At 73.3% G+C, this 20,746-nt stretch carries 17 protein-coding genes; 11 read left to right on the top strand and 6 right to left on the bottom strand.

All coding sequences use genetic code 11. The features are described from left to right. The first annotated feature begins 46 nt into the window (after nt 1-46). The 3 genes from OC439_RS13270 to OC439_RS13260 all read left to right on the top strand — a co-directional run bounded on the left by OC439_RS13270 (nt 47) and on the right by OC439_RS13260 (nt 3,036). Nucleotides 47-793: an MBL fold metallo-hydrolase gene (locus tag OC439_RS13270; RefSeq protein ID WP_262013644.1), complete on the top strand. Its 747-nt coding sequence runs from the start codon at nt 47-49 to the stop codon at nt 791-793. 261 nt (nt 794-1,054) lie between these two features. Beyond that, complete coding sequence (locus OC439_RS13265) at nt 1,055-2,629, top strand: amino acid permease (RefSeq protein ID WP_013284642.1); 1,575 nt, start codon at nt 1,055-1,057, stop codon at nt 2,627-2,629. A gap of 29 nt (nt 2,630-2,658) precedes the next feature. Then, nucleotides 2,659-3,036, top strand: coding sequence for a nuclear transport factor 2 family protein (locus OC439_RS13260; RefSeq protein WP_262013643.1), 378 nt, complete (start codon nt 2,659-2,661; stop codon nt 3,034-3,036). 29 nt (nt 3,037-3,065) lie between these two features. Here the strand turns inward: OC439_RS13260 and OC439_RS13255 are convergent, their stop codons facing one another. After that, on the bottom strand, nt 3,066-4,244 hold the full coding sequence (locus tag OC439_RS13255; protein WP_262013642.1) for a PQQ-dependent sugar dehydrogenase: 1,179 nt from the start codon (nt 4,242-4,244) through the stop codon (nt 3,066-3,068). Nucleotides 4,245-4,330: 86 nt separating this feature from the next. On the opposite strand from OC439_RS13255, the gene OC439_RS13250 reads away from it, so the two are divergent. The 6 genes from OC439_RS13250 to OC439_RS13225 all read left to right on the top strand — a co-directional run bounded on the left by OC439_RS13250 (nt 4,331) and on the right by OC439_RS13225 (nt 13,868). After that, on the top strand, nt 4,331-5,695 hold the full coding sequence (locus tag OC439_RS13250) for a glutamine synthetase family protein (RefSeq protein ID WP_315985929.1): 1,365 nt from the start codon (nt 4,331-4,333) through the stop codon (nt 5,693-5,695). 146 nt (nt 5,696-5,841) lie between these two features. Then, a complete protein-coding gene (locus OC439_RS13245) occupies nt 5,842-7,185 on the top strand; it encodes an aldehyde dehydrogenase family protein (protein WP_410054918.1) in 1,344 nt (447 codons plus the stop codon). Between the two features lie 5 nt (nt 7,186-7,190). Beyond that, on the top strand, nt 7,191-7,958 hold the full coding sequence (locus tag OC439_RS13240) for a 3-oxoacyl-ACP reductase (protein WP_135243808.1): 768 nt from the start codon (nt 7,191-7,193) through the stop codon (nt 7,956-7,958). Beyond that, on the top strand, nt 7,955-8,677 hold the full coding sequence (locus tag OC439_RS13235; protein WP_262013640.1) for a gamma-glutamyl-gamma-aminobutyrate hydrolase family protein: 723 nt from the start codon (nt 7,955-7,957) through the stop codon (nt 8,675-8,677). The genes OC439_RS13240 and OC439_RS13235 overlap by 4 nt, the downstream gene beginning before the upstream one ends. Before the next feature lie 207 nt (nt 8,678-8,884). After that, nucleotides 8,885-12,553 (top strand): SpoIIE family protein phosphatase, encoded by a 3,669-nt coding sequence (locus OC439_RS13230; RefSeq protein WP_262013661.1) that lies wholly within the window; start codon nt 8,885-8,887, stop codon nt 12,551-12,553. A gap of 67 nt (nt 12,554-12,620) precedes the next feature. Beyond that, nucleotides 12,621-13,868: an FUSC family protein gene (locus OC439_RS13225; protein ID WP_262013639.1), complete on the top strand. Its 1,248-nt coding sequence runs from the start codon at nt 12,621-12,623 to the stop codon at nt 13,866-13,868. Between the two features lie 19 nt (nt 13,869-13,887). On the opposite strand, the gene OC439_RS13220 is transcribed toward OC439_RS13225, so the two are convergent. After that, on the bottom strand, nt 13,888-14,202 hold the full coding sequence (locus tag OC439_RS13220) for an STAS domain-containing protein (protein ID WP_410054915.1): 315 nt from the start codon (nt 14,200-14,202) through the stop codon (nt 13,888-13,890). Nucleotides 14,203-14,296: 94 nt separating this feature from the next. Here OC439_RS13220 and map point away from each other — a divergent pair, with 94 nt between their 5' ends. Then, complete coding sequence (gene map, locus OC439_RS13215) at nt 14,297-15,154, top strand: type I methionyl aminopeptidase (protein WP_013284652.1); 858 nt, start codon at nt 14,297-14,299, stop codon at nt 15,152-15,154. Beyond that, nucleotides 15,151-15,867 carry a VIT1/CCC1 transporter family protein gene (locus tag OC439_RS13210; RefSeq protein ID WP_262013637.1) on the top strand — a complete coding sequence of 239 codons (717 nt, stop codon included), beginning with the start codon at nt 15,151-15,153 and terminating at the stop codon, nt 15,865-15,867. The genes map and OC439_RS13210 overlap by 4 nt, the downstream gene beginning before the upstream one ends. 21 nt (nt 15,868-15,888) lie before the next feature. Here the strand turns inward: OC439_RS13210 and OC439_RS13205 are convergent, their stop codons facing one another. The 4 genes from OC439_RS13205 to OC439_RS13190 form a co-directional block, all read right to left on the bottom strand. Next, on the bottom strand, nt 15,889-16,617 hold the full coding sequence (locus OC439_RS13205; protein WP_135243814.1) for a nucleotidyltransferase domain-containing protein: 729 nt from the start codon (nt 16,615-16,617) through the stop codon (nt 15,889-15,891). Between the two features lie 101 nt (nt 16,618-16,718). Next, nucleotides 16,719-17,186, bottom strand: coding sequence for a nitroreductase family deazaflavin-dependent oxidoreductase (locus OC439_RS13200; protein WP_262013636.1), 468 nt, complete (start codon nt 17,184-17,186; stop codon nt 16,719-16,721). Between the two features lie 153 nt (nt 17,187-17,339). After that, a complete protein-coding gene (locus OC439_RS13195) occupies nt 17,340-20,018 on the bottom strand; it encodes an ABC transporter permease (protein WP_262013635.1) in 2,679 nt (892 codons plus the stop codon). Beyond that, complete coding sequence (locus OC439_RS13190) at nt 20,015-20,746, bottom strand: ABC transporter ATP-binding protein (protein WP_262013634.1); 732 nt, start codon at nt 20,744-20,746, stop codon at nt 20,015-20,017. Before OC439_RS13190 ends, OC439_RS13195 begins: the two co-directional genes overlap by 4 nt.

Genomic DNA, 20,746 nt, shown 5'->3' with positions numbered 1-20,746 from the left:
CGTCGCCGGACCACCCGGCGACCACCCCACCGGTACGGTCGACCGGATGCGGACAACCGTCCTGGGCGGCCTCGGCGCCTACCCCACCGCCCACCAGGCCTGCGCCGGCTTCCTCGTCGAACACGACGGCTTCCGGCTGCTGATCGACCCCGGATACGCGACGCTGCAACCGTTGCTGGCGCTCACGAGGGCGGAGCACGTCGACGCCGTCTACGTCAGCCACGGCCACCCCGACCACTGCGCGGACCTGCAACCGCTGATCCGCGCCCGGGTCCTCGCGAACCGGTCCGGGCCGCCCCTGCCGGTGTACGCCCCCACCGGCAGCCTCGCCGGACTGCTCGCGATCGACGAGCCGGGCCTGCTCGAACCCGGGTACCGGCTGACCGGGTTCACACCGGGGGAGACGCTCCGTCTCGGGCCGTACGAGGTGCGGACGTTCGCGTTGCCGCACTGGCTGCCGAACGCCGGAGCCCGGTTCTCGGCGGCGGGCCTGGTGCTCGCCTACACCGGGGACACCGGACCCAGCCCGGCGCTGGTGGAACTGGCCCGCGACGCGGATCTGCTGATCGCGGAGGCGACCTATCCGGACGACATCCCGCAGCGGCACGAGGGCAACCTGTCCAGCGCCGTCGAAGTCGGCCGGTACGCCGCCGAGGCCGGGGTGCGGCGCCTGCTGCTCACCCACCTGTGGCCGGGGACGGAGCCGCGGGAGGCGCTGGCCGCCGTACGGCGCGGGTTCGCCGGCCCGGTGGAGGTGGCAGCGCCCGGGCTGACGGTGGCAGTCGGCCGGTAGGGAGCGGCGGCGCGGGGCGTCCGGAGGGTACGGCCGATAGCCGTACATCAGTGAGAGAGAGGTGGACGCCGCGCGCCGCCGCGGACCGGGCGTTGCCGAGCGCCCGGTGCCGGCCCGTCGGGTCGGGCCTGGTCACGCCCACAATGATGCCCCGGGTGGGATCGGGCGACAACGCAATTACCGGGGTACGTATTGACCGCCTTGATCGGCCGGGAGCACACTGCGAGCACTCGCACGAGCATCGCCTCGAGGAGGTGTGCAGTGGCCACGACGCCCGCGCCGACCGCCGAGCAGCCGATGGACGACGACGCCCGACGACTCGCCGAACTCGGCTACAAACAGGAGCTGCGCCGCAAGTGGAGCGGCTTCTCCAACTTCGCGATCTCGTTCTCCATCATCTCGATCCTGGCCGGCTGCTTCACCACGTTCGGCCAGGCGTGGAACAACGGCGGCCCGGTGGCGATCTCCTGGGGCTGGCCGCTGATCTCGCTGTTCATCCTGATCATCGGCTTCTGCCTGGCCGAACTGGTGTCGGCGTACCCGACAGCGGGCGGGATCTACTGGTGGGCGGCGACGATGGGCCGGCCGGTGCACGGCTGGTTCACCGGCTGGCTCAACCTGATCGGGCTGGTCGCGGTGACCGCGTCGGTCGACTACGGCTGCGCCACGTTCCTCAACCTGACGCTGTCGGCGCTGTTCGACGGCTGGGCCGGCACCGGGCACCAGACGTTCGGGCTGTTCGTGGTGATCCTCGCGCTGCACGGGCTGATCAACATCTACGGACACCGGATCATCGACGTACTCCAGAACGTCTCGGTCTGGTGGCACGTGGCCGGCGCGGCCGCCGTGGTGCTGATCCTGGTCCTGGTCCCGGACAACCACCAGAGCTTCCAGTTCGTCTTCACCGAGCGGTTCAACAACTCCGGCTTCGGTGACGGCGACACCGGCGGGCTGGCGTTCTGGTTCTACGTGCTGCCGCTCGGTTTCCTGCTCACGCAGTACACGATCACCGGCTTCGACGCCTGCGCGCACGTCTCCGAGGAGACCCGGGGCGCGTCGAAGGCCGCCGCGCAGGGGCTGTGGCGGTCGATCTTCTACTCCGCGGTGGGCGGCTGGATCCTGCTGCTGGCGTTCCTGTTCGCGGCCACCGACGTCGACGCGATAAACGAGGCGGGCGGCTTCTCCGGGGCGATCTTCGAGAGCGCGCTGACGCCGTTCTTCTTCAAAGCCGTCATCATCATCTCCACCATCGGGCAGTTCTTCTGCGGCATGAGCTGCGTGACGTCGATGTCGCGGATGGCGTACGCGTTCAGCCGGGACCGCGCGGTGCCCGGCTGGAAACTCTGGTCGAAGGTGAACCGCAACGGCACGCCGGTCAACGCCATCATCGGCGCGACGCTGGCCGGGCTGGTGCTTACGCTGCCCGCGCTCTACCAGCGGGGCGGCATCCCGGTCGCGTTCTACGCGGTGGTCTCGGTGGCGGTGATCGGGCTGTACCTGTCCTTCATCATCCCGATCTTCCTGCGGCTGCGGATGGGCGACCGGTTCACCCCGGGCCCGTGGACGCTCGGCCGCCGCTACAAGCTGCTCGGCTGGATCGCGGTGGTCGAGATCGCGGTCATCTCGGTCTACTTCGTGCTGCCGATCGTCCCGGCGGGTGTACCAGGCAACCCCGACTTCAGCTGGACGGCGGTGAACTACGCGCCCATCGCCATCGGTGGCGTACTGCTCGGCGTCGCCATCTGGTGGTACGCCTCGGCCCGCAAGTGGTTCACCGGCCCGCGCCGCACCGTCGACCAGGCCGAACCCGAACCCGAGCCCGCCGAGCCGTCGTAGCTGTCGGTGGGTCCTGCCATCATCCGGTCATGGACTCGGAAGCGGTGGTACGCGCGTTGTGGGATCGCATGCAGGCCCGGGACTGGACCGGCGTCGGCGAGCTGCTGGCCGACGACGTGGTGGTCGAGTGGCCGGTCAGCGCCGAGCGGATCGTGGGCCGCGAGAACTACGTGAAGGTCAACGCCGAGTACCCGGAGGGCTGGTCGATCCGGGTGCTGCGGGTGGTGGCATCCGGCGACACGGTGGTGTCCGAGGTGGAGGTGCCGCACGAGGGGATGGGCGTGCACCGGGTCGCCTCGTTCTGGACCGTGCGCGACGGGCGGATCGTCGACGGCCGGGAGTACTGGACCAGCCTCGGCCAGGACCCGTCCCCGCAGTGGCGAGCGGCCTGGGTCCAGCCGATCTGACGCCGCCGGCTGTCCGCGTACCCCAGGGGTCAGATCGTGGGGCGGCGGTGGGTGAGCGGGAAGCGGAGGATGCGGTCGTCGCCGGCCGCCGGGGTGCCGCGGCCGTCGCGGTTGCTGGTCGCCACCCAGAGCGCGCCGTCCGGCGCGACCTCGACGCTACGCAGGCGGCCGTACGTGCCGGCCAGCTCCGCCACCGGTACGCCGACGCGGCCGGCGGCGTCGACGGGCACCGCCCAGAGCCGGGCGCCGCGCAGCGCGGCGACGTAGAGCGTGCCCCTGGTGAACGCGGCGCCGCTCGGGGACGCCTGCGCGGGCGGCCAGACGACGACCGGGTCGCGGAACCGGGGATCACCGGCGACGCCCTCGACGAGCGGCCAGCCGTAGTTGCCGCCGGGCACGATCCGGTTCACCTCGTCCCAGGTGCTCTGGCCGAACTCGGTGGCGAACAGCCGCCCCTGCCGGTCCCAGGCGAGGCCCTGCACGTTGCGGTGGCCGTAGCTGTAGACGAGCGAGCCGGGCAACGGGTTGCCCGCCGGCACGCCCCCGTCCGGGCGGATCCGCAGGATCTTGCCGTTGCGGCTGGTCAGGTCCTGCGCGCGGGCGGACACCCCGGCGTCGCCGATCCCGGCGTAGAGCATGCCGTCGGGGCCGAACGCGATCCGGCCGCCGTCGTGGACGGCGCTGCGGGCGATGCCGCTCACCAGCACCTGCGGCGCGCGGGACGAGCCGAGGCGGAACCGGACGATCCGGATGTCGGTGGCGGTGGTGTAGGCGGCGTAGACCCACCGGTCCCGGCGGTACGTGGGGGACACCGCCAGCCCGAGCAGGCCCGCCTCGCCGCCCGCGGCTGCGTCGGAGATCCGGGCCACCTGCCGGGCCGGGCGACCCGGGCGTACGCGCAGGATCGTGCCCTGGTCCCGCTGCGCGACCAGGGCGCTGCCGTCGGGCAGGAAGTCCAGCCCCCACGGCGCCTCCAACCCGGCCGCGACGACGCGGGGACGGGTCAGGTCGTAGCCGGACCAGCCGGCGCGCCCGTCGAAGCCGCGCAGGTCGAGCGCGACCGGGCGCTGGTGCGCGTCGGCGGGGGCCGGCCGGTCCGGGCCGTCCGCGGACGGCCGGCCGGTGGGCCGGTTGCCGGCGTGGGCGTCGGTCGCTGCCAGCACGATCGCGAGGACGGCGGCGACGACCGCGACGGTACGACGGCGCATGTGCACTCCCCGGTTTCGCACCCGGCCTCGCCGGGGCATTGACGGTGATCCGGTTTGCCAGTAGACCTTGGTGATGGAGGCCCCTGATGAAGCAAACGCCGCTCTCGCTGGAACAGTTGCGGGTCGCCGTCACCGAGGGTGAGATCGACACGGTGGTGCTCGCCCTCACCGACATGCAGGGCCGATTGCAGGGCAAGCGGTTCCACGCGCCCTACTTCCTGGACCAGGTGGTCGCCAACGGCAGCGAGGGGTGCAACTACCTGCTCGCCGTCGACGTCGACATGAACACCGTCGACGGGTACGCGATGTCGAGCTGGGAACGCGGCTACGGCGACTTCGCCATGAAACCCGACTTCGCCACCCTGCGTCGCACGCCGTGGCAGCCCGGCTCCACGCTGCTGCTGGCCGACCTGGAGTGGCTGGACGGCTCCGGCCCGGTGGTCGCCTCACCCCGGCAGATCCTGCGCCGCCAGCTCGACCGGCTGGCCGCGCACGGGCTGACCGCGTACGCCGGCACCGAACTGGAGTTCGTGCTCTACCGCGACTCGTACGAGGAGGCGTGGCAGCGCGGCTACCGCGACCTGACGCCGGCCAACCAGTACAACGTGGACTACTCGCTGCTCGGCACCGCCCGGGTCGAGCCGCTGCTGCGCCGCATCCGCACCGAGATGGCGGGCGCCGGGCTCACCCCGGAGAGCGCGAAGGGCGAGTGCAACCTCGGCCAGCACGAGATCGCCTTCCGGTACGACGAGGCGGTGCGCTGCGCCGACCACCACGTCATCTACAAGAACGGCGCGAAGGAGATCGCCGCCCAGGAGGGCATGGCGATCACGTTCATGGCGAAGCCGAACGAGCGGGAGGGCAACTCCTGCCACATCCACTTCTCGCTGCGCGACGCCTCCGGCTCGTCGGCGATGCTGGGCGACGGGCCGGCGCACCTGAGCGTCACCGGGCAGCGGGTGCTGGCCGGGCTGCTCGCCACGATGCGCGAGTTCAGCCTGTTCTTCGCACCGAACATCAACTCCTACAAGCGCTACCAGCCCGGCTCGTTCGCGCCGACCGCGCTGCGCTGGGGCACCGACAACCGCACCTGCGCGCTGCGGCTGGTCGGGCACGGGCAGGGGATGCGGGTGGAGAACCGGGTGCCGGGGGCCGACGTCAACCCGTACCTGGCGATCGCCGCGCTGGTGGCCGGGGCGGTGCACGGCATCGAGAACGAGCTGGAGCTGGGCGACGAGTGCACCGGGAACGCGTACGACGACCCGGACGCCGAGCGGGTGCCCACCACGCTGCGTGACGCGCTGGACCTGTGGCAGCGCTCGGAGGTGGCCCGGGAGGCGTTCGGCGACGAGGTGGCCGCCCACTACGCCAACCAGGCGAAGGTCGAGCTGACCGCCTTCGACGCCGCGGTGACGGACTGGGAGCTGACCCGTGGCTTCGAACGCCTCTGACCCCGCCGCGCTCCCAGGCCCTCCTCCGCGATCTTGCACTTGCGGCCCTCGGTGCGGGCGTTATGCGGCTTTCGCCGGGGCAGCAAGTGCAAGATCGCGAGGGTGAGGGTGAGGGTGAGGGGAGGGGAGCGCGCGTGGGTGAGGTGATCTCGCCTGTTGATGGAGCCGGGATCGGGGTTGTTCCGGGGTGCTCCGTTGAGGACGTGGATGTCGCGATCTCGCGGGCTTCCGCGGCGTTCGAGACGTGGCGTCACGTGGCGCCGGGGGATCGGGGGCGGCTGCTGCGGCGGTTCGCGGCCGCTGTCGACGCGCACCTGGAGGAGCTGGCTCTCCTGGAGGTACGCAACGCCGGGCACACCATCGGCAACGCCCGCTGGGAGGCGGGCAACGTCCGCGACGTGCTCGACTACTACGCGGGCGCGCCGGAACGGCTGACCGGGCACCAGATCCCGGTGCCCGGCGGGCTCGACGTCACGTTCCACGAGCCGCTGGGCGTGGTCGGCGTGATCGTGCCGTGGAACTTCCCGATGCCGATCGCCGGCTGGGGATTCGCCCCGGCGCTCGCCGCCGGCAACACGGTGGTGCTGAAGCCGGCCGAGCTGACCCCGCTGACCGCGCTCCGTCTGGCCGAGCTGGCCCGCGACGCCGGCCTGCCCGACGGCGTGTTCACAGTGCTGCCCGGCCGGGGCAGTGTGGTCGGTGAACGCTTCGTCACCCATCCGGCGGTCCGCAAGATCTGCTTCACCGGCTCGACCGAGGTCGGCACCCGGATCATGGCCGGCTGCGCGGCCCAGGTGAAGCGGGTGACGCTGGAGCTGGGCGGCAAGTCGGCGAACATCGTCTTCGCCGACGCGGACCTGGAGAAGGCGGCTGCGACCGCGCCGTACGCCGTCTTCGACAACGCCGGCCAGGACTGCTGCGCCCGCTCCCGGATCCTGGTCCAGCGCCGGGTGTACGACCGCTTCCTGGAACTGCTCGAACCGGCCGTACGGGCCGTGCGGGTGGAGGACCCGGCCCGGGACACGGCCGAGATGGGCCCGCTGATCTCCGCCGCGCACCGGGACCGGGTCGCCGGGTACGTCGACGGTGCGGACGTCGCATTCACCGGCTCGTGCCCCGACGGCCCCGGCTTCTGGTACGCCCCGACGGTGCTGCTCGCCGGCTCCCCGGCCGACCGGCACTGGCGGGAGGAGGTGTTCGGCCCGGTCGTCTCGGTGCTGCCGTTCGACGACGAGGCGGACGCGATCCGGCTCGCCAACGACACCGAGTACGGGCTCTCCGGCTCGATCTGGACCCGGGACGTCGGGCGGGCGGTGCGGGTGGCCCGCGCCGTCGAATCGGGCAACCTCAGCGTCAACTCGCACTCCTCGGTGCGCTACTGGACCCCGTTCGGCGGGATGAAGCGTTCCGGCCTGGGCCGGGAGCTGGGTCCGGACGCGCTGCACGCCTTCACCGACGTCAAGAACGTGTTCATCGGCACCGAGGAGTGATCACAGTGCAGGGACGGCTTTCCGACCGGGTGGCGGTCGTGACCGGCGCGGGCAGCGGCATCGGGCTGGCCACCGTACGGCGATTCGCCGCCGAGGGCGCCCGGGTGGTGTGCGTGGACATCGACGCCGACGCCGGTACCCGGGCCGCCCAGGAGGTGGGCGGCGAGTTCGTCGCCGCCGACGTGGCCGACGAGACGGCCGTGCGCGACCTGTTCGACGGTGTGGTGCAGCGGCACGGCCGGGTGGACGTGTCGTTCCACAACGCGGGCATCTCGCCGCCGGACGACGACTCGATCCTGGAGACCGGCCTGGACGCCTGGGAACGGGTGCTGCGGGTCAACACGACGAGCGTGTACCTGTGCTGCAAGTACGTCATCCCGCACATGCGGCGGCAGGGTAAGGGCTCGATCATCAACACCGCGTCGTTCGTGGCGCTGATGGGCGCGGCGACGTCGCAGATCGCGTACACGGCGAGCAAGGGCGGGGTGCTGGCGATGACCCGGGAGCTGGGCGTGCAGTTCGCCCGCGAGGGCATCCGGGTCAACGCGCTGTGTCCCGGGCCGGTGGCGACGCCGCTGCTGCTGGAGTTGTTCGCCAAGGACCCGGAGCGGGCTGCCCGGCGGCTGGTGCACGTGCCGATGGGCCGGTTCGGCGACCCGACCGAGATCGCCGCCGCGGTGGCGTTCCTGGCCAGCGACGACGCCTCGTTCATGACCGCCGCGCAGTTCGTCGTCGACGGCGGCATCACCGGCGCGTACGTCACCCCGCTGTGAGCGTTCGGAGAAGGCCGGTCATCGGCATCACCGCGTACGTCGAGCCGGCCGGCTGGGCGGTGTGGCGGGACGTGCCGGCGACGCTCGTGCCGCACGCGTACGTCCGGGCGGTCACCGCGGCGGGCGGCCGGGCCGTGGTGCTGCCCCCCGACGACGCCGACGCGGACGTGCTGGGGCTGCTGGACGGGCTGCTGCTGGCCGGCGGCGCGGACGTCGGCCCGGAGCGGTACGGCGAGCCGCCGGACCCGCGTACCGAGAGCCGGCCGGAGCGCGACGCGGGGGAGGTGACGCTGCTGACCGCCGCGCTCGCCGCCGACCTGCCGGTACTGGGCGTGTGCCGGGGGATGCAACTGCTGGCGGTGGCGTACGGCGGCCTGCTGCACCAGCATCTGCCGGACGTGGTCGGGCACGACGGGCACCGTCCCGCGCCGGGCGTCTACGGGTCGCATCCGGTGCGCTTCGCCGCCGGCAGCCGGACCGCCGAGGTGATGGCCGGGGTGGACCGGGTCAACTCGTACCACCATCAGGCGGTGGCCGACCCCGGCGGCCTGGCGGTGACCGGCTGGGCCGACGACGGGGTGGTCGAGGCGGTGGAGGATCCGGCGCGGCGCTTCGTGCTCGGGGTGCAGTGGCATCCGGAGAACGAGGCCGAGCCGCGGCCGGTGGCCGCGCTGGTCCGGGCCGCGATGTCGGCCAGATCACACACCCGCGTTTCGTAGGTGCGCGGACAGCCGAATCGGCGGTCCCGCCGACCAGGCGAGGTCCACCCGAGTCGCCCCGGAGCGTCGGTTACGCCAGGATGACACGGAGGTAAGCAGCGTCGAACGGTGCGGGTGCGTTACGTTGCTCGACCTTCGGGGTAGTAGGCGGGGACGGTCGGCGTGACAGCGCCGACCGTCGTGATCATGGCCGGAGCGGGAGGCTGCATGGGCTCGGCCCAGGGGGGCGGGGGCGACAGTCGTTCGTCCCCGGCGGCCGGCGAGGCGTCACTGTCGCCGCTGCTCGCCGCGGCGTTCGCGGCCGGCGGCGAGATGGGCGAGCGGCTGCGCGCCTTCGACTGGTCCGCCACCCCGCTCGGCAGCCCGGACCGCTGGCCCGCCGCGCTCTCCCACGCGATGAGCACCATGCTGTCGTCCCGCGCCCAGATGGTGGTGTTCTGGGGCGAGCAGCACCTGGCCTTCTACAACGACGCCTACCGGCCCACCATCGGCGACAAGCACCCCGCCGTGATCGGGCAGGCCGCGCACCGGCACTGGGCCGAGACCTGGGACGTGCTCGGCCCGCTGCTGGACGGGGTGCGCCGCACGGGTGTGCCCTACCGGGGTGAGAACCACCCCTTCGTGCTGAACCGGCACGGCTTCCTGGAGGACGTCTACTTCGACGTCTCGTACGACCCGATCCGCGACGTCGACGGCACCGTCAGCGGGATCTTCTGCTTCGTCAACGAGACCACCGGGCGGGTGCTCGGCGAACGCCGGCTGCGGGCCCTGGCCGAGCTGGGAAACGAGCTGGGCGACGTGCCGAGCATGCTCGAACTGGGCCGGGCCGTCGCCCGGGTGCTCGACGCCCACCGCGCCGACGTGCCGTTCAGTGCGCTGTGGTTCCCCGACGAGCGCGGCACGCTCGTGCCGGGCGGCTGCACAGGTGTGGACCCGGTCACCGTCGCCGGTCCGCCGCCCGGGCTGCCCGACGGCGAGCCGCTGACCGCACCGCGCTGGATCGCCACCGCCGACCTGCCCGGCGCGGTGCCCCCGGACGCCGCCGGCCAGGCGCTCCTGCTGCCGCTGACCGCGACCAACGAGTCGGCCGGCGTGCTGCTGCTCGGGGTGTCCCGCCGGCTGCCCTTCACCGACGACTACCGCGACTTCGTCGACCTGGTCGGCGCGCAGGTCTCCCGGGCGGTGGGCAAGCAGCGGGCGTACGAGCAGGAACGCGCCCGCGCCGCCGAGCTGGCCGCGCTGGACCGCGCCAAGACCAGCTTCTTCGCCAACGTCAGCCACGAGTTCCGTACCCCGCTGACGTTGGTCCTCGGGCCGCTGGAGGAGATGCTCGCGGACCGGGAGCTGCCCGAGCGGTACCTCGACCGGCTCACCGTCATGCACCGCAACGGGCTGCGTCTGCTCAAGCTGGTCAACACGGTGCTCGACTTCTCCCGGCTGGAGTCCGGCCGGCTGGCCGCCCGCTACCAGCCCACCGACCTGTCCGACTACACCTCCCGGCTGGCCAGCACGTTCCGCTCGGCCACCGAGCGGGCCGGGCTGCGCCTGGTGGTGGACTGCCCGCCGCTGCCCGCGCCGGTCTACGTCGACCGGGACATGTGGGAGAAGATCGTCCTCAACCTGGTGTCGAACGCGGTCAAGTTCACCTTCGACGGCGAGATCCGGGTCCGGGTCCGCGCGACCGACGGCGCCGCCGTCCTGGAGGTGGCCGACACCGGCGTCGGCATCGCGCCCGAGGAGCTGCCGCAGGTCTTCGAGCGGTTCCACCGGGTGGCCGGCGCCCGCTCGCGTACCCACGAGGGCACCGGCATCGGGCTCGCCCTGGTGCGCGAGCTGGTCGAGATGCACGGCGGCACTGTCACCGCGCACAGCATCGTCGACCGGGGCACCACGTTCACCGTGACACTGCCGTTCGGGTACGCGCACCTGCCCGCCGACCGGGTGGCCGCGTTGTCCCCGGTTCCGCTGAGCGAATCGGAGCAGGCCCGCCTGTACGTCGCCGAGACAGCGCTCTGGACCGACGAGGTGGCCCGGCCCACCGGACTGCCCGAGGCGTCCGGCGCACCGGGTGGATCCGGCCGCATCCTGTTCGCCGACGACAACCCCGACCTGCGCGAGCACGTCGTCCGGCTGCTCTCCCCGGCGTACGAGGTGGTGGCCGTGCGGGACGGCGTGGAGGCGCTGCGGCTGGCCGTCGAGACCCCGTTCGACCTGGTGCTGACCGACGTGATGATGCCCAGGCTGGACGGCTTCGGGCTGGTCGCCGCGCTGCGCGCCGAACCGGCGACCCGGCACGTGCCGATCGTGCTGCTCTCCGCGCGGGCCGGCGCCGCCGAGGAGGTCGCCGGCCTGTCCAGCGGCGCCGACGACTACCTGACCAAGCCCTTCTCCAGCCAGGAGCTGGTGGCCCGGGTGCGGGCCAACGTCGAACTGGGCCAGTTGCGCGGGCAGATCATCCGCCGCCTGCGGGCCCTCGCCGACGCCGCTGTGGAGATCAACACCGCCCGGTCCACCGCCGACGTGGTCCGGGTGGCCGCCCGGCACGCGCTGCGCCTGGCCGAGGCAGGACGGGTCCGGGTCACCGCCACCGGGGCCCGACACGAGGAGGACGCCGGCGGCGACCTGCCTGCCGAGCCGACCGTGGTGCTGCCGCTCTCCGGCACCTCCGGCGAGCAACTCGGCGAGCTGCGCGTGTGGCGCGGAGAGGGTGGTGGCACCGAGGAGGCGGCGCTCACCGAACTGGCCCGGCTGATCGGCGTACGGCTGGAGAACGCCCAGCTCTACGAGGCCGAGCACCACATCGCCACCACGCTCCAGCACAGCCTGCTGCCGCGTACGCTGCCGCAGCTGCCCGGCGCGGTGATCGCCAGCCGCTACCTGCCGGGCAGCGCGGACGTGGAGGTCGGCGGCGACTGGTACGACGTGATGGCCACCGCCGATGACGGCCTGGTGCTGGTCATCGGCGACGTGGTGGGCAAGGGCGTACGGGCCGCCGCAGCGATGGGCCAGCTCCGCAACGCGCTGCGGGCGTACGTCCTGGAGGGCTACGACCCGGGTGAGGCGCTGACCCGGCTCAACCGGCTGGTCCACTCGGCCGGCAGCGGCTCCTTCGCCACTGTGGTCTGCCTCGGCTTCTCGCCGCGCACGGGCCGGATCCGGTACGCGAGCGCGGGCCATCCCTCACCCCTGCTGATCCGCGGAGACGAGGTGGCGTTCCTGCACGATCGGGCCCTCGGACCGCCGATCGGGGCGATCCCCGGCGCCGTCTATCCGGCCGCCGAAGGTGAACTCGCGCCGGGCAACCGGCTCCTGCTCTACACCGACGGCCTGATCGAGGACCGGTCCGCGGGCATCGACGCCGGGCTGGGCCAGTTGCGGGCCGACGCGACGGCGCGCGCCGGGCACGTGGCGGACCTGGTCGACGCCGTCATGGCCCGGGTGGCCGAGCGGTCCCGGCACGACGACGTGGCGGTGCTTGCGCTGGAAGCGGCCGAGCTGAACCGGTTCGCGCTGCGCCTGCCCGCCGACCCGACCCGGCTCAGCGTGCTCCGTAAGCGGCTGGAGGACTTCCTCGTCGCCCACCACGTCGGCGAGACCGACCTGTTCGACCTGACCGTGGCGGTCTCCGAGGCGGCGGCGAACGCGATCGAGCACCCGGTCGACCCGGTGGACCCGACGATCGAGGTCGAGGTGACGATCGCCGACCGGACGGTCACCGCGACCATCCGGGACAGCGGACGCTGGCGGGAGTCGAGCGGGTCGAGCTTCCGGGGACGCGGGCTGGCGCTGATCCAGGCGCTGGGGGAGATGAACGTGACCCGTACCGAGGCGGGCACCGAATTGACGCTGCGCCGCCGGCTGACCGATCGGCACTGATCCGCCCGTACCGGGCCTGTTGCCGGGTTGAGCTGATCAAATGGGGCAGAATTACTAGTATCGCCTCATGGGACGTGAGCCGTTCCGCCCTTCCCGCGGCAGCGGGACCGACCCGATAGGTGTGGCGTGGACGGCGATCCGCCGTACCGGCCGGGCCACTGCGCGAGATCGGCTGCGGCGGGTTCGGTTGAGCCTGCTCGTGGCGGTGCAGTGCGGGGTGGCCGCCGCAGTCGCGTGGTGGGTCGCGAAGGATTTGATCCACAACCCGCAGCCGCTGTTCGCGCCCGCCGTCGCGGTCGGCACCATCGCCAGTTCGGTGAGCCAGCGCTTCCGCCGTACGCTGCTGCTGATCGCCGGCGTGGCGGTGGGCATCACGCTGGGCGACCTGCTGGTCTCCTGGGTCGGGCAGGGATACGTACAGATCGGCGTCATCGTCGCCGTCGCGATCCTCGTCGCCGTTCTGCTCAGCGACGAGGGGGCGTTCGTCACCCAGGTCGGCGGCAGCGCGATGGTGATCGCCGTGCTGTTCCCGGCCCGGACCGACATCGCGCTGCCCCGCTTCCTCGACGGCGTCGTCGGTGGGGTGGTCGGCATCCTGGTCGCGGTCGTGGTGCTGCCCCTGCACCCGATCTACCGGATCCGACGGGCCGGCCGGCCCCTGCTCAACCAGATGGCCGCCGAGCTGGACCGCCTCGCCGACGCGGCTCTGGCCCGGGACGCCGAGCTGGCCTCTCAGGCTCTCGACACGCTGCGCCGGATCGACACCTCGGAGGTGGAGGCCGCGATGTCGGGCGCCGACGAGGTCGTCCGCCTCTCGCCGTTACGGTGGCACAACCAGAGTGCGCTGCAGGGATGGCGGCACGGCGCCATCCTCATGATCCGGTCCCTGCTGCACAGCCGCGACGTCGCGCTCAACCTCGAACGCGCGATCCGTGACGACGAGCCCGTTCCGCCGTCGCTCGCCGAGGCCGCGCGGTGCCTGGCCGAAGCCGCGCGCACCGTCGGTACGGGCTGGTCCCCCTCCGCCAGCCGGCCCTCCCGTTCCCAGCGGGCCGCGATGTCGGCCCTCCGCCGGGCTCAGGAGGCGTTGCGCAGCGGCCTGCGCGTCAGCGGCATCAACGTGGCGAACGAACTCACCATCATCGCGGTGAACACGATCCGGGCGAGCGGGGTGCGCAAGCGCGACGCCGAGTCGCTGCGTCGCGATCTCGCCCCGGACACCGCGGGGGAGCGGGGAGAGCGGCACCCCGCGCCGGATCGCGGGCAGCCGGAACGGGGGCCGGGCCTGCCACCCACGATGGGAGACGCCTCCTAGCCGGAGGGCGCCCGGCCGGTCAGTCGCGGGCCAGCCAGTCCTGGTCGCCGAGGCCGGAGATGTCCAGCACGCGCCGGACCTGCGGGGACGGCAGCACTGTCAGCGCGTCCGGGAACCGCTGGGCGAGCCGGACCACCGCGTGGATGGCGGCCGAGTCGAAGAAGGTGACCGCCCGCAGGTCGAGCGTGAGCCGCTTGGTGGGCTCGCGGAGCGCGGTCTGGAACATGGTGTCGGCGGTCGCCATGTCGACCTCGCCGGTCACCTGGACGCGCAGTTGGTCGCCGTCGACCTGCGCCGTCACGGAGAAGGCGGGCGCCGCGCCCCCTTGATCCACGGAGCAACAATGGCACAGCGTTTGCGGCACGGCAACAACCTGCCCGGCGGGCCTGTGGCGGGGGGCACACCACCCCCGGCGATAGGCTTGGGCCATGACCGTCCGTGCGCCGCTGACCCCCGGCACGCTCTCCCCGTGGCGAGCGGTCCCCGCCCACATCCCGCGCCCGGAGTACGTGGGTAAGAAGCGCCCCCAGGAGTGGCGCGGCTCGCACGTGCAGACGCCGGAGACCATCGAGAAGATGCGCGTGGCGGGGCGTCTCGCCGCCCAGGCCACCCAGCTCGCCGGTGAGCACTGCAAGCCCGGGGTGACCACCGACGAGATCGACAAGGTGGTGCACGAGTTCCTCTGCGACCACGGCGCCTACCCGTCGACGCTCGGCTACCGGGGCTTCCCCAAGTCGTGCTGCACCAGCCTCAACGAGGTGATCTGCCACGGCATCCCGGACACCACGGTGCTCCAGGACGGCGACATCATCAACGTCGACGTCACCGCGTACCTGAACGGCGTGCACGGCGACACCGACGCCACGTTCTGCGTGGGCGAGGTGAGCGAGGAGGCCCGCCTGCTGGTCGAGCGGACCCACACGGCGATGATGCGCGGCATCAAGGCCATCGCGCCGGGCCGGCAGATCAACGTCATCGGCCGGGTGATCGAGTCGTACGCGAAGCGCTTCGGCTACGGCGTGGTGCGCGACTTCACCGGGCACGGCATCGGCGAGGCGTTCCACAGTGGCCTCTACGTGCCGCACTACGACAGCCCGCGCCCCACCGACGTGATGGAGCCCGGCATGACGTTCACCGTCGAGCCGATGATCACGCTCGGCACCTACCAGTACGACATGTGGGACGACGGCTGGACGGTGGTCACCAAGGACCGCCGGTGGACGGCCCAGTTCGAGCACACCATCGTCGTCACCGACGACGGCTACGAGATCCTGACGCTGCCGTGACCGACACCCCTGCGGCACTGCGCGAGGCGCACCACGCGGACGTCTCCGGCGGCTGGCTGCGCCCGGCCGTCTTCGGCGCGATGGACGGGCTGGTCACCAACATCGCGCTGATCGCCGGTGTGGGCGGAGGTGGGGTGTCGCCACGCAGCGTGGTGCTCACCGGCACGGCCGGCCTGGTGGCCGGTGCCATCTCGATGGGGCTCGGCGAGTACACGAGCGTCCGGTCCGCGAACGAGCAGGTCGCCGCCGAGGTGGCCAAGGAGCGGCGCGAGCTGGAACGCCACCCGGAGGCCGAGGCCCGGGAACTCGCAGACGCCTGGGTCGCCCGTGGACTGTCCCGCGAGCTGGCGACGCAGGTCGCCGAGGCGGTACGCGCCAACCCGGAGGAGGCGCTGCGGGTGCACGTACGGGAGGAGTTGGGCGTCGACCCCGACGACCAGCCGAGCCCGTGGGCCGCCGCGATCTCGTCGTTCATCTGTTTCTCGATCGGCGCGCTGGTGCCGCTGCTGCCGTACCTGCTCGGCTTCACCAGCCTCTGGCTGGCGCTCGGCGTCGGCGGCGTCGGCCTCTTCGTCGCCGGTGCGATCGTGGCCCGGTTCACCAACCGCGCATGGTGGCGTGCCGGTCTGCGGCAGTTGCTGCTCGGCGCGCTGGCGGCCTGCGCGACCTACCTGATCGGCGCGCTGATCGGCGTCGGCGGCGGCATCGGCTGACGTGGGCCGCCCAGCCGGGCATCAGCCGGACAGCAGGTCGTCGATCGTGCCGTCGACCGGCCGCCCCCGGGCGGCCAGTTCCTCGGCCTGGCGGGTCAGCGCCGCGCCCACCTCGGTCATGTCCGCCCCGGCCAGCCCGGTACGCCGCACCGCGTCCCCGGGGTCGCGGAAGTAGGTGCGGCTGAACAGCCCCTGCACTGTCGCGGCGGCCAGCCGCGCCTCGCCGAGCATGAGCAGCGCCTGGTCCGTCTCGTACCACTCGGCCAGCCGCAACGCCCGGGCGTGCGCCGCGCTGCCCCGGTACCACGCCTGCCGTGCGGCGCCGGTGAACTCCGCCGGCCGGGCCCGCGCCAGGCGCGCCAGGTGCTCGTCGCGCAGCTTCGGCAGCCAGCCGGTGGGATCGTGCAGGGCGCGGGTGGTGACGTACCGGTCCGCGGCCAGCGGCCAGCGGGACGTGATCGTCGTCGCCCGGCGCAGGTAGTCGTCCGCCCCGGCCACTGTGAGGTCGACGAGCACGCCGTCGACTCGCCGGGTGGCGGGCGGCGGTCCGGCGCCGGGCCGGTAGGTGACGACGAGCAGGCCGACCTCGCGGTCCCCGCCGCCGTCGTCGTCGCCGTGCGCGAGCGGACCGTGTACGGCGACCGCCAGCACGTCGGCCGGGAACCGCCGCAGGACGGCGTCACCGACCCGCTCGGCCACCTGCCACCGTGGATCGTCCAGACGCCGCTCGGCGTTCACGTCGAGCGCCACGGTCCACCTCCGACAAAACGCCTGCGGCAACCCTAGCCAGATCGGGCCGGGCCGCCTCGGCGACGCGGATGTCGGATTGTGCGCGTCTGCGGCGAGGGCGCTCAGGTGTTCGGGACCAGGCGGAACACGCGGATCTCGCGGCCACCGGCCCGCTCGACGTACGTGCGGTACGCGGGCCACTCCTGCACCAGCCGCTGGAACAGTCGTTCCCGTTCCTCGCCGGTGACCTGCTCGGCGGTGACCGGGATCCGGCGGCCCTTGACGTCCACCTCCGCGGCCGGATTAGCCATCAGGTTGAACGTCCAGGACGGCTGGTGCTGCTGCCCCCAGTTCGAGCCGATCACCACGTAGGCGTCGCCGTCGGGGACGTACACCAGGGGGTTGCTGCGGGGCTTGCCGGAGCGGCGGCCGGTGGAGGTGAGCACCAGCGTGGGCACGAGCCCGAAGGCGACCACGCGACCCTTCGTCATCCGGCCGACCAGCCGGTCGGCCGGGACGAGCAGGCGCATGGTGGCACCGAACCAACGCTGGTGACCGAGACGGCGGGTGAGGGTTCCCAGGGCTGACATCCGACAAGTGTGCCGCCCGCACCGCGCCCCGTCACCCCCTCGGACGGTCAGTCCGCCCCAAGGTCGACTCCATTTCCCCGAAATGGTGGCATCCACCCCACCGCGATGCCGCCACTCCGGCGAAATGGTGTGGATCATGCATGGGTGGCCGGCTCAGTCGAGCCGGCGTTCGATCGGCAGGCGGGACCGGGTGAACAGCGCCGCGCCGCCCATCGCCACCATCGGCACCACGACCAGCACGGCGAGCGTCACGCCGGGCACCGTCACCGGGTACGGCGGCTGCACCGGCCAGGATTCCGCGTACCGCTGGTTGAGCGAGGCCAGGACGACCACGGCGGAGCCGAGCCCGGCGACGATGCCCAGCGCCGAACCGAGCACCGCGATCACCCCGGCCTGGCAGAGCGACAGCAGGCGGCGTACCCGGGGATCGGCCCCGACCGCCGCGAGCGTGGACAGGTCCCGGCGGCCCTCGGCGGCGGCGAGGCCGGTGGCTACTGCGGCGGCGCCGAGCGTGATCACACCGGAGGCCACCGCGAGCAGGAGCAGCATCGGGCGCTGGTCCGACGGCGGGTCGGCGGTCGCCAGCTGCGCCGACATGGGCCCGATGTCGAACAGTTCGTCGGCCAGCATCTCCATCTGCCGGTCGGTGGGGGAGCCGGCGGTGTCCAGCAGGTAGCCCATCGGCACAGCGGTCAGGCCGAGCGCGTCCGCGGCGACGGGGGAGAGCACCAGCCGGTCGACTGTGAGACCGCCGCGCAGCGCGTACGCGGGCAGGAGACGCCCGGTGGGCGGGCCGCCGGAGTTGTCGTTGACCTCCACCCGGACCTGCCCGTCCACCACCCGCCGGGCGTCGGTGACCACCACGCCGCCGGCGGCGAGCGTCCGGCGCGCGGCGGCCAGTTCGTCGTCCGGCGCGCCGGTGAGCGCGGCCAGCGCGCCGCCGTCGTCCACGAGCGCCGGCAGGTAGACGTCGACAGGTTCCTGGAAGGGGCTCACGCAGCGCGGATCCCGCCGGGCCGCGTCGGGGACCGGGCCGGCGGCGTCGTACGGGCAGCGCTGCTCGGGCGGAACGAGCGCGTACGCGGTGCAGTCGTTCTTGTCCCGGACGTCGCCGACGCACCCGGGGGTCGCGACGGACACCACTGTGGCGTCGGGCAGTACCGCGCGGGCCCGGCCGGCGACGACCTCGGCCGACGGTGGGTCCGCCGGTGTCTCACCGGAGTGGGTGAGCAGCACGTTCCCCGGCGGCAGGCCGGGTTGCCAGAGCTCTCGCGACCGGGTCTCGTCGCTGGCCACGTAGACGCCGAGCGCGACGCTTCCGGCCACCGCCGCCATCACCGCCGAGATGGCGGGCGCGGCCGAGGACCGGTTGCGGCTGGCGTCACGCAACGCGAGCCGGGGGGTCAGCGGCAGCAACCGGCCGGCCCGGCCCAGCACGCCGACCAGCGACGGGGTGCAGAACACCAGCCCCAGTTCGCCCAGCGCGACACCGGCCAGCACTCCGGTCTGCGAGGTGCGGCCGGCGGCGAACGCGGCGATCGCGGTCCCGGCGGCGGTGAGCGCCACCCCGATCAGCAGCCAGCGGCGGCGGGGCCGGGTCGCGTCGCGCCGGCCGGCCAGGCCGGTCGCCACGTCCTGCCGGGCCGCCGCCCAGGCCGGCGCCATCGCCGCGAGCACCCCGGCCAGCACCGCCGTCGCGGCGATCGCCGCCAGCGCGGCCGGGAAGATCCGGTACGCCCCGAGGCGTTCCCCGAGCAGGTACTGCTCGACGATCGGCCGGCCGGCGAACGCGGCCCCGATGCCGAGCAGCATGCCCAGGGCGGCCCCGCCGGCACCGAGCACCACCCCGTCGGCGAGCACGATCCGGCGCAGGTGGGAGGCGTCGCCACCGGCCACCGCGACGAGTGCGAGGTCCCGCCGCCGGCGCCGGACGCTCACCGCGAAGGCCGGACCGACCAGCAGCACCACCTCCAGCAGGCCCAGCCCGCCGACGACGCCGACGACGCCCGCCTCGTCGGCGTCCGGTACGGACATGCCGCGGTTGAACTCCTGCCGCCCGGGCAGCGGGTCACGGACGACGACCTGGATGCCCTGCGCGTTCAGCCGGTCGGCGAGCCCCGGTTCCAGCGGGCCGGGCAGGTCCACCAGCCAGGTGTCGCTGCCGGCTGCGGTCTCCCGGGTCACCCCGGCCAGCGTGACCACGTCCCGGAGGTTGTCCGGGTACTCCACCACCCCGACCACCCGGTACGTGGCGCCGTCGACGGTGCGGACCGGGTCGCCGATGCGGGTGTCGAGCCGGCGCAGCGCCGTCGGGCTGACCGCGATCTCGTCGGGGCGTACCGGCGGCCGGCCGTCGAGGACCTCGGCCAGCGGCCGGGTGAGCGGGTCGGTCAGGTCCAGGGCGCGCGCGTCGAGCGACTCGACGTGCCGGTTGACCCGCGTCGAGAACGTCATCCACCAGCCCGTGCGGGCGACCCGGCTGCCCTCGGGCAGCAGCGCGCGCACCTCCTCGGCGGTCGCCGGACGGGTCCGGCCGACCCAATCGCCCTCGACCGGCCAGGCCGACTCGCCCCAGGCGTCCTGCGTCACCGGCGTCAGGCTGTCCCAGCGCAGCGCGATGTCGGCGCCGCCGAGCTGGCGCTCGATGCGCTCGGCGCGGTTCAGATCCGCCATGTCGTAGCTGACGGCGGCGAAGCTGAGGCCGAACACCGGCAGCGCGATCATCACCAGCACCAGCAGCGTGCGCCGACGGGACCGCCGGGCCTCCCGGCGGGCGATTCGCAACGCGGTCCGCCACGACCCGCGTACGGCGGCGAGGCGGCCGCCGGTCACCGGCTGCTGCCGCTGAGCAGGTGGTCGACGCCGATCAACGGTGCGGTCGAGTCGACCATCACCCCGTCGCGCAGGAAGACCACCCGGTCCGCCCAGCCGGCGTGCCGGGCCTCGTGGGTGACAAGCACCCCGGCCGCCCCGGCGTCCACCCGGCGGCGCAGCAGGTGCAGCACCGCCTCGCCGGTCTGGGAGTCCAGCGCACCGGTCGGCTCGTCGGCGAGGACCAGGCGGCGCTGGCCGACGAGGGCCCGGGCGATGGCCACCCGCTGCTGCTGGCCGCCCGACATCTGGTCCGGGAAGCGGTCGGCCAGGTCCTCCAGGTCGACCTCGCGCAGCGCATCGAGGGCCGACTGGCGGGCCGCCCGTACGCCGGTGCCGTCCAGTTCCAGGGGAAGCGCCACGTTCTCCACGGCGGTCAGGCTGCCGAGCAGGTTCAGGTCCTGGAAGACGTACCCGATCCGGCGGCGGCGCAGCCGGGCCAGCTCGCGGGCGGACAGCCCGACCAGCGCCTCGCCCTCGACCACCACCTCGCCGCCGGTGGGCCGGTCCAGGCCACCGGCGAGCGCCAGCAGCGTGGACTTGCCGGACCCGGAGGGGCCCATCACGGCCACCAGCTCCCCGGCCCGCACGGTCAGGCTCACGCCGCGCAGCGCGTACACGGCGGCCTCGCCGGCGCCGTGGGTCCGGCGTACGTCCCGCAGTTCCAGCACCCCGTCGATCGGGTCCAT

Source organism: Micromonospora sp. Mcm103 (assembly GCF_024519755.1).
Classification (GTDB): domain Bacteria; phylum Actinomycetota; class Actinomycetes; order Mycobacteriales; family Micromonosporaceae; genus Micromonospora; species Micromonospora aurantiaca.
This window is presented reverse-complemented; position numbering and strand designations above follow the sequence as displayed.

Excerpts from the sequence above, each read along its gene's own strand:
- OC439_RS13270 (WP_262013644.1), top strand. The coding sequence starts at position 47 with ATGCGGACAACCGTCCTGGGCGGCCTCGGCGCCTACCCCACCGCCCAC.
- OC439_RS13260 (WP_262013643.1), top strand. The coding sequence starts at position 2,659 with ATGGACTCGGAAGCGGTGGTACGCGCGTTGTGGGATCGCATGCAGGCC.
- OC439_RS13255 (WP_262013642.1), bottom strand. The coding sequence starts at position 4,244 with ATGCGCCGTCGTACCGTCGCGGTCGTCGCCGCCGTCCTCGCGATCGTG.
- OC439_RS13250 (WP_315985929.1), top strand. The coding sequence starts at position 4,331 with ATGAAGCAAACGCCGCTCTCGCTGGAACAGTTGCGGGTCGCCGTCACC.
- OC439_RS13230 (WP_262013661.1), top strand. The coding sequence starts at position 8,885 with ATGGGCTCGGCCCAGGGGGGCGGGGGCGACAGTCGTTCGTCCCCGGCG.
- OC439_RS13225 (WP_262013639.1), top strand. The coding sequence starts at position 12,621 with ATGGGACGTGAGCCGTTCCGCCCTTCCCGCGGCAGCGGGACCGACCCG.
- map (WP_013284652.1), top strand. The coding sequence starts at position 14,297 with ATGACCGTCCGTGCGCCGCTGACCCCCGGCACGCTCTCCCCGTGGCGA.
- OC439_RS13200 (WP_262013636.1), bottom strand. The coding sequence starts at position 17,186 with ATGTCAGCCCTGGGAACCCTCACCCGCCGTCTCGGTCACCAGCGTTGG.
- OC439_RS13190 (WP_262013634.1), bottom strand. The coding sequence starts at position 20,746 with ATGGACCCGATCGACGGGGTGCTGGAACTGCGGGACGTACGCCGGACC.